This window comes from uncultured Metabacillus sp. (genome assembly GCF_947503125.1).
In the GTDB taxonomy this organism is placed as follows: Bacteria; Bacillota; Bacilli; order Bacillales; family Bacillaceae; genus Metabacillus.
Window position 1 is genome coordinate 186,213 of the sequence record NZ_CANNCR010000005.1, and the last position, 11,790, is coordinate 198,002.

Annotated in this window: 12 protein-coding genes; 2 read left to right on the forward strand and 10 right to left on the reverse strand. The window is 38.3% G+C overall.

Annotated elements, in window-relative coordinates; genetic code table 11:
• Positions 1–17: 17 nt before the first annotated feature.
• From Q1B07_RS06420 to Q1B07_RS06430, 3 genes are all read right to left on the reverse strand, one after another.
• Positions 18–911, reverse strand: a complete 894-nt coding sequence (locus tag Q1B07_RS06420) for a cation diffusion facilitator family transporter (RefSeq protein ID WP_299087613.1) — start codon at positions 909–911, stop codon at positions 18–20.
• A gap of 125 nt (positions 912–1,036) precedes the next feature.
• Positions 1,037–3,280, reverse strand: a complete 2,244-nt coding sequence (secDF, locus tag Q1B07_RS06425; protein WP_299087611.1) for a protein translocase subunit SecDF — start codon at positions 3,278–3,280, stop codon at positions 1,037–1,039.
• A gap of 47 nt (positions 3,281–3,327) precedes the next feature.
• The gene (locus Q1B07_RS06430; RefSeq protein ID WP_299087609.1) at positions 3,328–3,621 is read right to left on the reverse strand and encodes a post-transcriptional regulator; all 294 of its coding nucleotides are present in this window, start codon (positions 3,619–3,621) and stop codon (positions 3,328–3,330) included.
• Positions 3,622–3,789: 168 nt separating this feature from the next.
• Here Q1B07_RS06430 and spoVB point away from each other — a divergent pair, with 168 nt between their 5' ends.
• A complete protein-coding gene (gene spoVB / locus Q1B07_RS06435; protein WP_299087607.1) occupies positions 3,790–5,361 on the forward strand; it encodes a stage V sporulation protein B in 1,572 nt (523 codons plus the stop codon).
• 262 nt (positions 5,362–5,623) lie between these two features.
• Here the strand turns inward: spoVB and Q1B07_RS06440 are convergent, their stop codons facing one another.
• Positions 5,624–6,280, reverse strand: coding sequence for a DUF421 domain-containing protein (locus Q1B07_RS06440; protein ID WP_299087605.1), 657 nt, complete (start codon positions 6,278–6,280; stop codon positions 5,624–5,626).
• A gap of 219 nt (positions 6,281–6,499) precedes the next feature.
• Between Q1B07_RS06440 and Q1B07_RS06445 the strand changes: the two genes are divergently transcribed.
• Positions 6,500–6,886: a TIGR04086 family membrane protein gene (locus tag Q1B07_RS06445; RefSeq protein ID WP_299088072.1), complete on the forward strand. Its 387-nt coding sequence runs from the start codon at positions 6,500–6,502 to the stop codon at positions 6,884–6,886.
• Positions 6,887–7,001: 115 nt separating this feature from the next.
• Here Q1B07_RS06445 and yajC read toward each other — a convergent pair whose 3' ends face one another.
• The 6 genes from yajC to ruvA all read right to left on the reverse strand — a co-directional run bounded on the left by yajC (position 7,002) and on the right by ruvA (position 11,519).
• Entirely contained in the window at positions 7,002–7,262 is a 261-nt protein-coding gene (yajC, locus tag Q1B07_RS06450) for a preprotein translocase subunit YajC (RefSeq protein WP_299087603.1), read from the reverse strand.
• Between the two features lie 25 nt (positions 7,263–7,287).
• Positions 7,288–8,433, reverse strand: coding sequence for a tRNA guanosine(34) transglycosylase Tgt (gene tgt, locus Q1B07_RS06455; RefSeq protein ID WP_299832231.1), 1,146 nt, complete (start codon positions 8,431–8,433; stop codon positions 7,288–7,290).
• 209 nt (positions 8,434–8,642) lie between these two features.
• Complete coding sequence (gene queA / locus Q1B07_RS06460; protein ID WP_299087599.1) at positions 8,643–9,671, reverse strand: tRNA preQ1(34) S-adenosylmethionine ribosyltransferase-isomerase QueA; 1,029 nt, start codon at positions 9,669–9,671, stop codon at positions 8,643–8,645.
• 31 nt (positions 9,672–9,702) lie between these two features.
• The gene (locus Q1B07_RS06465; RefSeq protein ID WP_299087597.1) at positions 9,703–9,903 is read right to left on the reverse strand and encodes a DUF2905 domain-containing protein; all 201 of its coding nucleotides are present in this window, start codon (positions 9,901–9,903) and stop codon (positions 9,703–9,705) included.
• Positions 9,896–10,900, reverse strand: a complete 1,005-nt coding sequence (gene ruvB / locus Q1B07_RS06470; RefSeq protein ID WP_299087595.1) for a Holliday junction branch migration DNA helicase RuvB — start codon at positions 10,898–10,900, stop codon at positions 9,896–9,898. Before ruvB ends, Q1B07_RS06465 begins: the two co-directional genes overlap by 8 nt.
• Before the next feature lie 10 nt (positions 10,901–10,910).
• A complete protein-coding gene (gene ruvA, locus Q1B07_RS06475) occupies positions 10,911–11,519 on the reverse strand; it encodes a Holliday junction branch migration protein RuvA (RefSeq protein ID WP_299087593.1) in 609 nt (202 codons plus the stop codon).
• Positions 11,520–11,790: the final 271 nt, after the last annotated feature.

The window sequence follows — 11,790 nt, forward strand, 5'->3', positions numbered from 1 at the left end:
CAACTCACCCCCTTCATTTATGGCGAATATGGGTTTACATGAACGAACACATTTTGAACATTGTCATGCTCACGCATTAATGTTTGTTTCACTAATTTACCGATCTTATGTCCCTCTTCGACCGTGATGTGGGGATCAACTGAAATTTTTATGTCAACAATGACATAGTGACCATGCTCCCTCGCATGGAGTTGATCAATTTTTTTAATTTGGGTGATGTTGGTGACTGTTTCTTTTAACCCCACTATATCTTCTTCATGCAATACATGGTCAAGCGTTGTATGAATTGACTCTGCACCGAGCTTCCAAGCCAGTTTTAAAACAAGAATCGAGACAAATAACCCGGCAACAGGATCTGCATATACCAGCCAATCAAGTCCAAATCTAGGTCCGAAAATCGCAGCACCGATACCTGCCAATGCAGCTATAGAAGAATAAACATCTGATCGATGGTCATGCGCATTTGCAATAATCGCATCACTTTTTATTCTTTTACCCAGCTTAAAGGTATAGCGAAACATCCATTCTTTTACAATGATCGCTATTAACATTGCAAAAATAGCAAAAAGCTTTGGTGGTACAATCTCTGCAAAAAATGCCTCAAAAGAGGATTTCCCAATTTCAAATCCAACTAAAAATAATAGAACAGCGACAATGATTGCCGCAATTGATTCCGCTTTCCCGTGCCCATAAGGATGGTCTTCATCAGGAGGCTGTTTAGCTGCCCGAACACCGACAAACACAGCTAAAGACCCTGCAACATCTGAAGCTGAGTGAACAGCATCTGCAATTAAAGCACGACTATCCGATAGGATACCAATCACTCCTTTTATGATGGCTAATATAATATTCCCAGCCATCCCTACCATTGCAGCAAATTCCGCCTGCTTAAAGCGATCTTTTTCCGTCATGTTTTCACCTCGTTTTCAGATAAACTTAGTGTATCCAACTATTCACAATAAATAAGGGTCAGCCCCTCTCTCTGTAACGAATAAAGCAATTACAAAGAGGGACTGACCCTTATTATGTTTCTATTTTATAGTTGCAGTTCTTCACTTACATTTGCTGCAACTTCTTTTTTCTTATTAAGCTGCTTGCCTTTCCATATCAGCCAGAGCTGTGCAGCAATGAATAGGGATGAATACGTTCCACAAATAAGTCCGACTAAAAGCGCAATCGAGAAGTTTGTAATGGAGGAGCTTCCATAAATCAACAGGGCGACTACGGCAATTACAACGGTCAGCACTGTATTAATCGATCGGGTAAAGGTTTGTTGAAGACTTCGATTTACTATAAACTCCAAGTCCTTAATCGTTTTTACCTTTACTTTTTTCTGCAGTTCACGTATACGGTCAAACGTTACAATTGTATCGTTTATTGAATAACCGACGATGGTTAATACCGCAGCAATAAATGTGATATCAACTTCTAAACGAGTAATGCTAAAGAATGCAATGATAAAGAAAGCATCATGGAGCAAGGCTACAATCGAAGCAAGACCCATATAAAACTCGAATCGGAAAGCAACATAAACGATAATCCCTAATGATGAGATTAGAACACCGAGCAAGGCATTTTGTGCAAGCTCTTTCCCGACTGTCGGAGAGACAGTACTCACATTCGGTTCTGAACCATATTTTTCTTTAAAGTGGCCTTTAACCTCAGCGATCTGCTCTGCATCTAAAACCCCAATTAATCGGGCAACACCAATCTCATTTTCCACACCTGATAGTACGACATCATTGACTTCAAGATCAAGCTTTTCCAGTTCAGTTGTCATTTCTTCTGATGTTAAGGTTTTACCAGCAAGCACTTCAATCCGTGTTCCACTCGCAAAATCAATCCCTAGGTTAAGTCTAAAAATTAATATAAAGAAGATTCCTACTATGACTGCAAGGGTTGAAAACACGAAAAATAATTTACGATGTTTTAAGAAATTGACGTTATCGAAATTAGTCGGAGCAGTTGGATGATCATCCGTTTTCTCGATACTTAGGATATCCGCTTTCTTAACGCCAAAATAGCTTTTTTTCTTATCAAGCCATCGGCTTTCCACTAGGAGACCAAGCAGTATTCTTGATAAAAAAACAGCTGTTATAAAACTTACCACAATACTAAGAATTAACATTGTGGCAAATCCTTTTACAGAACTAGTGCCGAAGAAAAATAGAACTCCACCTGCAAGAATGGTTGTAATATTCGCATCAAAAATGGTGGCAAATGACCGTCTTGAGCCTGCTTTAAACGCTGAGCGAACTGTTCGTCCAAGCTTCAGTTCTTCTTTAATTCGTTCATAAGTAATGATATTGGCATCTACAGCCATACCTACTCCTAAAATAAGAGCTGCAATTCCAGGCAGTGTTAACACCCCATTCATCCAGTCATACACCTGAAGAATGATATATATATAAGCTGATAAGGTTATAACGGCAATGAGTCCAGGCAAACGATAAAAAACTAGCATAAATAAGAAGATGACGGATATTCCAACTATTCCCGCAAGCACTGTTTGATCTAACGCCTGTTCACCAAATTGAGCACCAACTGATGTGGAATAAAGCTCATCTAATTTTACTGGAAGCGACCCGGCATTTAATAAATTAGCCAGATCCTTCGCTTCTTGTATCGTAAAATCTCCGGTAATCGTTACGTCAGTTTGGTTGAATACTTGCTCGACATTCGGCGCAGAGATAAATTTAGGATCAGCCTTTGTCACTTCCTCCTGAAAAGAATTGCCTTCTTCATAATCAAGCCATATGACTAATTGATTATATGGTTTATTTTGAACGATTTCTTCTGTTACCTCTTTAAATTTTGAAGCGTCCTTTAGCTTAATTGCAACGTTAGGCTTACCATTTTCATCGAAGGACTGACTTGCCCCGCCCTCTACTAGATCTGAACCATTTAACATTTCCTTGTCTTGGTAATCACGAAAGGTTAATTCCGCTTGAGTAGAGAGAATTTCTCGTGCTTTATTCTGGTCATTTACACCGGCAAGCTGCACACGAATCCGGTCATTGCCCTCAATTTGGATATTCGGTTCACTAACTCCCAAAACATTCGCACGTTTTTGAAGTGCATTCACCGTACTGACAAGGACATCTCTTGTGATTTTATCCCCTTCATTTGCCGGCTTCACCTCATATAATACTTCGAAGCCGCCTTGTAAATCCAAACCTAAAATCATATTGTTTGTAACCCTGTTTGTATTTAGACCAATTAAACTTCCCACAACAAGGACAAGTAGAAAAAAAGCAATTATGCGCCCGCGCTTGGCCATTAAGTATCCTCCTTAAGATCTAATAAAAATTATGTATGGAAATTATACTAAATAAGATTTTTTAATAGATCTTTGCCTTCTTCACTTTCAAACCAGCTCCCTGATTTATACGATTCTATTGTTGCATAATTCATGAAATCTCCAATTTTTAATGCTAATACATCTCTGACAATCTCGTGCACTGAAAGCTCAGGGGATTTTTTCCATTTTTTATTTTTTAAGAATGCCCAAAGCTTTTCTTCTGAAACATCTTCATAGCCTAGTAGAGTAAATTCTTCGAGCTTGCTTACAATCGCAGGTTTAACATGGTCTCTTAACTGATCGATAGGCTGCTTGTCCATTTAATCCTCTCCCTTATCTTTTAAAAGTTTTCCTTATTTATAATTTGTTAAAAATTGTAAATCATCATAATTAGGAACAATCTAACGAGAACTTGTCATGCTTGGCCCAATGCTGAGCATATAGTAATTGTATATGATATCACGTTATTTGAGAAGGCAGGGAGAGACATGTCAAAGCAAACGTTTCTTCGCGGAACGCTAATTTTAATTTTAGCAGGGTTCATTACACGAGTTCTAGGATTTATTAATCGAATTGTCGTAGCACGTTTTATCGGTGAAGAAGGAGTCGGCTTGTATATGATGGCTGTTCCGACACTTGTTCTAGTCATTACAATTACACAACTTGGCTTACCTGTTGCCATTTCAAAGCTTGTTGCTGAAGCTGAGGCCCAGGGCGATCAAAAAAGAATTAAGAAAATTCTCGTTGTGTCCTTGGCAATTACAGGGACGTTAAGTATTCTCTTTACCCCGGCAATGGTTTTCCTTGCGCCCTTTTTAGCTGAAGAATTACTAACCGATGACCGCACAAAATGGCCGCTTTTTGCCATTGCTCCTGTTGTACCGATTGTGGCAATCTCATCGGTCATTCGGGGCTATTTTCAAGGCAAACAAAACATGCGTCCAGCTGCAGCCTCTCAAGTATTAGAGCAAGTTGTAAGAATCTCCTTAGTCGCTCTGTTCACAAGTGCATTTTTACCATATGGGATTGAATATGCAGCTGCTGGAGCCATGATCTCCGCTGTAATTGGAGAACTTGTTTCTTTAATCTATTTAGCAGCAATGTTCAAGGTAAAAAAGAAAATGAAAATACGCCGAAATTTTTTCAAATCTGTTCAAAATGGGAAGGAAACCTTCCAACAATTAATGGGAATTGCTTTACCTACTACAGGAAGCAGATTAATTGGTAATGTTTCATGGTTTTTTGAACCAATTGTTGTTGCAAATAGCTTAGCCATTGCAGGTGTTGCTACAGTAGTCGCAACAAAACAATATGGGGGTCTGACAGGGTATGCCCTCCCATTGTTGACACTGCCTTCTTTTATCACATATTCCCTGTCCACCTCATTAGTTCCTGCTATAAGCGAAGCAATGGCACAAAATAAACCAAAGCTTGTTGAACACCGGCTTCAGCAGGCAATCCGGTTATCAATTGTAAGCGGTGGATTGGCTAGTGTGGTTTTATATGTTTTTGCTGAACCATTAATGGTTGTCATGTACGGCAATAGTCGATCGGCCATCTTTGTACAAGTGATGGCACCGTTTTTCATTTTCCAATATTTCCAAGGTCCGCTGCAGGCTGTGTTGCAAGCATTGGATTTAGCCAAAGCCGCTATGATAAATAGTTTAATAGGTGCTGCAATTAAAACAGCATTAATTTTTCTATTAGCAACTAGACCATCCCTTGGAATTATGGGAGTTGCTTTGGCGATTGTAATTGGGATGGTGCTCGTCACTTTATTACATTTTGCTACCGTATTAAAGGTCGTCCCATTTACAATTTATATTAGAGATTATGTAAAGAGTGGGTTAACGATGGTCATTTCGGGAATTGTCGGTTATTTCTTCTATGAAAATCTAGTCGCTGACAGCGCTATGGTCATACGCTTAATTACTGCAATAGGTCTAACCAGCATGATTTACTGTTTCTTACTCTTGATGTTTAATCTCGTTAAAAAAGAGGAACTGAATCGAATCCCTTATATCGGAGGGTATTTGTCGAACATTATTCCAATAAAGTGAGACATCTATCAATGGGATTTTACTTACCATTCCAATGAAATAACATATGCGACTTATTAAGTGTGAAGGGACTGTATCAAAGTGCAGTCCTTTTTTAGTTGATAAAGAAACTAGCTGACTAGCGAGCCTAAAAAGGTGAAGACAAAGGCCTACCCTCACTTTACATTTAAAGTTGGCCACTACGTCCAATTATCTTCCTCAGTGAAAGAAAAAAGAGGAGATTCAGTTCATAGCGCCACATCTCTTCCTTCTTCCAACATATTTATCTTTGTTCATCCTTCAAATCAATAAAAAAGATTCCTTTTCCAAAAGAGCAAAAAGAAATTTTCTTTATGTCATCATATCCTAATTGACGAAGCTGTTGTCTAAGCCATAAATTATTTTTGTTAATGGCTGCTAAATTCTCTTCTTGAATTCGGCCATCAATGATAAGGGGGACTTGCAGCCCTGGTTGTTCTTTTTTATTGCTTTCTTTTTCTATCACTGACAGTTTTCCAGAGGATTCTAAAATGGCAAATTCCACATCTGCCAAATTATTAATGTCTTTTTGACGAAGATGTGTCATTAAATCATCAAAGTTATACCGTTGAGATCTCATTGCTTGTTCATCGACCTTGCCGCGATCAATGATTATAGTCGGTTTTCCATCCAGAAGATGGCGAATTTTCCTGCTTTTTAGTGAAAGAAAGGCCAAGAAAATTTGAATTATCATTAAAAGTAGCATAGGCATAATTGTATGTATTAATGAATCTTGATGATTTTCAATCGCTGTCACTGCCATTTCCGCTATCATAAGGAAGACAACTAAATCAAAGATGCTTAATTCTCCAATTTCTCGCTTACCCATTACACGAAAAATGAACACCATCAAAAAGTAAAGAAGAATGGTTCGTGCCACAATGGTTACATATACTTCCATTTGATGGCCTCCTTTTACCTGCATTGCTTTCTACTAGTTTGGACGTCAGCATTAGATTTATGTAGGAAAAAACAGTTATTTTGAAAAAAATAAACAAACTTCATATATGATAAAAAGCCAATAAAATATTTATATTCTATTTTTTTCTCTAGTGAATATTCTGTAATAAGACGAGCAGAAACAAGCTTGAACTTGTTTATAGGAGGAAAGGGGGAATTTATATTGGAAACAAAAAAATGGGGAAAAGCAGTCCTTTATGGCCTTGTCACCATTTTTATCATGGCATTAGCAACGAGCTTAGTTTTTTCTTTGTTATTAAAATTTACAAGCCTTAAGGAATCTTCTATCACCTGGCTGCTAGTAGGTCTTTCCGTTTTAGCATTGTTTATTGGCGGCTTTGTAGCTGGGGGAAATGGAAAGGAGAAAGGCTGGCTGGTTGGCGGCATAACAGCCCTATTATACTCCCTTATTATTTTTCTTTTTAAATTTTTGGGATACGGCCAAATTTTCAATATGGAAGACTTCATGTACCATGGCGGTTTCTTACTAGCTGCAATGATCGGTGGGGTGTTTGGCGTTAATATGACTTCCTCGAGAGCGAAATAATAAGCTTTTAGTGTTTCTTATTTGAACACCCTTTTTTATTATTAGAAATGAAAAAGGCTGTCCTAAAACCAGGGTAAATACCCTTTTTGAACAGCCTTTTTTGATTATGTACCTATTAACCTTTTACAACTTCACGTACTGAGCGACGATCGAAGGTCATACGAGTCCCATCACCAACTTTTAAAACAATCTTATCTTCGTCAATTGAATCTAAGATCCCGTGAAGTCCGCCAATTGTAATGATTTTATCACCTTTTTGCAGACTGCTTTGCATTTCACGAACCGCTTTTTGCTGTTTTTGCTGCGGTCGGATAAGCAAGAAATAAAAAATCGCAAACATTAGAACCAATGGTAAAATCGTTCCTAGCATTTCCATTATATATCACCCCTTTCAAGTTAGCTTAAAAGTTTTTCGCATTCGGTTTATTAAAACCGTATTGTTCAAAAAATTCATCGTGGAAATCGCCTAAACGATCTTCACGGATTGCTTGCCTTACTTTCTCCATTAAGTTTACCAGAAAATACAGATTATGATAAGATGTTAATCTTAATCCTAGCGTTTCTTCACTCTTGATTAAATGACGTATGTAGGCACGTGAATAATTTTGACATGTATAACAATCACAATGTTCATCAAGTGGTCTGAAATCTCTAGCAAATTTGGCATTTTTCACTACCAATCGCCCTTCGCCCGTCATTAATGTTCCATTACGGGCAATTCGGGTCGGGAGCACACAGTCAAACATATCAATGCCTCGAATTGCTCCATCAATGAGCGAGTCTGGTGAACCTACTCCCATTAAATAACGCGGCTTGTTTGCCGGCATAAGCGGTGTGGTAAACTCAAGCACACGGTTCATGACATCCTTCGGTTCTCCAACAGATAAACCGCCAACAGCATATCCTGGAAAATCCAGTGAAACCAAATCATTAGCACTTTGCTTGCGTAATTCCTCATATTCTCCACCTTGGATAATACCAAATAATCCTTGTTCTTCTGGTCTACTATGAGCTTTTAAACAACGTTCAGCCCATCGGCTTGTTCTTTCCACAGACTTTTTCATATAGTCATATTCAGCAGGATATGGCGGACATTCATCAAAAGCCATCATAATGTCAGAGCCTAGATCATTCTGTATCTGCATGGCTTTTTCTGGAGAAAGAAACAACTTATCCCCATTTAAATGATTGCGGAAATGGACTCCCTCTTCTTCTATTCTACGAAAGTCACTTAAACTAAAAACTTGGAATCCGCCTGAGTCAGTTAAAATAGCCCGATCCCAGTTCATAAACTTATGCAGCCCCCCGGCTTCCTTTACAATCTCATTACCGGGACGCAGCCATAAATGATAGGTGTTGCTTAAAATAATTCCCGCCCCCATTTGCTTTAACTCTTCAGGAGACATTGTTTTTACAGTTGCTAGTGTGCCGACTGGCATAAACACAGGTGTTTCAAAGCTTCCATGTGGTGTATGCACCATCCCAAGCCTTGCTCCTGTCTGTTTACATGTTTTAATTAATTCGTAACGAATCGGTGAATTTGACACCACATTTCCTCCTTATTCGAAAAGCACTAGCGCCTTAATTAGCCCTTAAAAAGCATAATACGGTCATGAATTGAATGAGTTCTTTGCCTTCAATTCAAGAGTGGCTAGACGCTGGAGCTAACACTAAAACTAAGTACAATTATGCAATATACACTCTTTTCTTATGAAATCTTCCTAGTAACGATACTAAAGCTAAATTTCAGCCAACGTTAAATAATAAGCATTGCATCGCCAAAGCTAAAGAAGCGATATTTTTCTTTTACTGCTGTTTCATAAGCATTCATGACATATTCTCTTGATGCTAAAGCACTGACAAGCATAATTAAAGAAGATTTAGGAAGGTGGAAATTTGTGATCATTCCATCAATACCTTTAAATTCATAGCCTGGATAAATAAAAATATTTGTCCAGCCACTTTCTGGAGCAAACTTTCCATCATGCTTGGACGCAATTGTCTCAAGTGTTCTTGTCGATGTTGTCCCAACAGAAATGATTCTGCCGCCATTAGATCGGACCTCATTTAACAGAGTTGCAGTGCCGTCTGTTACTTGATAGAACTCGGCATGCATTTCATGCTCTTCAACTGAGTCCGCACTTACCGGACGGAACGTACCTAAGCCGACATGAAGTGTAATAAATGCAATATGAACGCCTTTATCCTTAAGCTGCTCAAGAATTTCTTCCGTAAAGTGCAGACCTGCAGTTGGGGCTGCAGCAGATCCAATTTCACGAGAAAACACCGTTTGGTATCTTTCACGATCATCTAATTGTTCTTTTATGTATGGAGGCAGCGGCATCTCCCCTAAAGAATCAAGAATCTCATAAAAGATCCCCTCATAGTCGAATTGCAGCAAGCGGCCGCCTTGGTCACTTGTTCCCACACAAGTAGCTTTTAAGTTACCTGAACCAAATGTGATCACCGTGCCTTCCTTTACCCTTTTCGCCGGCTTAACCAGCGTTTCCCAAACATCGTCCTCTTGCTGCTTTAACAATAAGATTTCAATGCTTGCGCCCGTATCCTCTTTGACACCAAAAAGTCTTGCCGGCATGACTCTTGTATTATTCAATACTAAGCAATCACCAGGATGAAAATAATCAATGATGGACTTAAACGTTTGATGCTCAATTTCACCTGTTTCCTTTTGCAGAACCATTAACCTTGATGCATCCCTTTCCTTTAAAGGAACTTGTGCAATCAACTCTTCTGGCAGATAAAAATCAAATAAATCTACTTTCAACACATTCACCTAATTTCTATAATCACTTACATTATTTGAATCGACCTAAAAACGAAAATATCAATGATAAAACAATACTAATGACAATACATGTAACAATCGGGAAAAAGAAGGTTGTATTCCCCTTCTTAAACACGATATCTCCTGGAAGCTTTCCAATAAATTGCATAAAAAAACCTACAACTAATAGAATACCACCAATTATCATCATTAATTTAGGAAAATCAGTCATTTTTCGGAACCTCCATTTGAAAATGACGGTAGACCAGATCTGTTACAATTCTTCCTCGCGGAGTTCGTTGGAGAAATCCGATTTGCAGCAAATATGGCTCATAAACATCTTCAATTGTATGTGACTCTTCTCCTATTGTTGCCGAAATTGTATCAATTCCAACCGGACCGCCTCTGAATTTTTCAATGATCCCTAAAAGCAGCTTATGATCGATATGATCCAATCCCAATTTATCTACTTGAAGCTTTTCCAAAGCCCCTACTGCTAATTCGTTTGTGATCGTCTCGTTACCTATTACTTGAGCAAAATCCCTTACTCTCCTTAACAAACGATTCGCGATCCGCGGGGTGCCCCGAGATCTTCTTGCCATTTCTATCGCACCATCATATTCAATACCAATTCCTAAGATATCTGCTGTCCGTTCAATAATATGTGCAAGTTGTTTTTCATTATAATATTCCAATCTGCTTAATACGCCAAAGCGGTCTCTAAGCGGAGCGGTTAATAAGCCCACCCTTGTCGTTGCCCCGATAAGTGTGAAAGGCGGAAGATCTAAACGAACAGACCTAGCTGATGAACCTTTCCCAATGACAATATCAAGACAAAAATCCTCCATTGCTGGATACAGCACTTCTTCGATCGAACGATGTAAACGATGAATTTCATCAATAAACAATACATCTCCTGGCTCTAGCGCTGTTAGAACTGCGGCTAAATCACCAGGTCTTTCAATTGCCGGCCCTGATGTTGTTCGAATATTAACTCCCATTTCATTGGCAATTATCGTTGCTAATGTGGTTTTTCCCAATCCAGGGGGACCATATAAAAGAACATGATCCAATGTTTCACCGCGCATTTTAGCTGCTTCAATAAACACCTTTAAGTTTTCTTTTACCTTGTCTTGTCCAATGTATTGCGCTAAATTCTGCGGCCTTAAGCTTTGTTCTATAAAAGTTTCTCCAGAATCTGCTTCACTGGAAACTAGGCGTTCTTCCATGTTTATCACCTTACTTCAATAGCTTTTGCAATGCTTTTTTTACATATTGATCTGTTGTCAAATTCTCTTCCTGTAAGGACGGAACAACTTTTTTAATTTCACGTTCAGCATAGCCTAAAACCTTTAATGCTTCAATCGCTTCATTTATTGCATGGTTGGCTGCATGTTTTACTTCCATTACTTCATGTGTAAATAAATCTGGTGCATATAGTGCAGCAACATCTCCCAGCTTTCCTTTTAAATCTAAAATAATTTGCCGAGCAGTTTTCTTCCCTACACCAGGGAACTTTACTAGAAATGTATCATTTTCATTTTCTATTGCTTCAATAACCTGGGAAGGATTACCAGAGGCAAGGATTGCCAATGCACCCTTTGGACCTATTCCTGTTACATTAAGCAGCTTCATAAACAGAGCTTTTTCTTCTCTTGTTTGAAAACCATATAAAGCCAATACATCTTCACGTACATGCTGATATGTATAAATAATTATTTCTTCTTGTCTGCTTTTTCGATAACTAAACGGATTTGGAGTATGGATTTGATATCCTAAACCATGATGATCAATGACAATATACTCAGGGGTTATATGATCAACATACCCTTTAATAAATTCAATCAACATATTCACCTCTTCTGCGACTGTACCCCATTGTATCAAAAAAATCCGCTAATCAGAAGAATTTTTGATGACACTGAAACAGATTCCGTACAATTGTTCTATATCTATCTTACCACTAATAGCCTCTAGATGGTAATTTTCAGATAACTGAAAAAAGCTAACTTAAAAGATATTCATCTTTAAGCTAGCTTTCCCCTGAATTATTCACAGATTTTATGAAATAGGCAAATATCGCCTATCTAATAGGCTTTCTTGTAAATCGTTCGTGCAT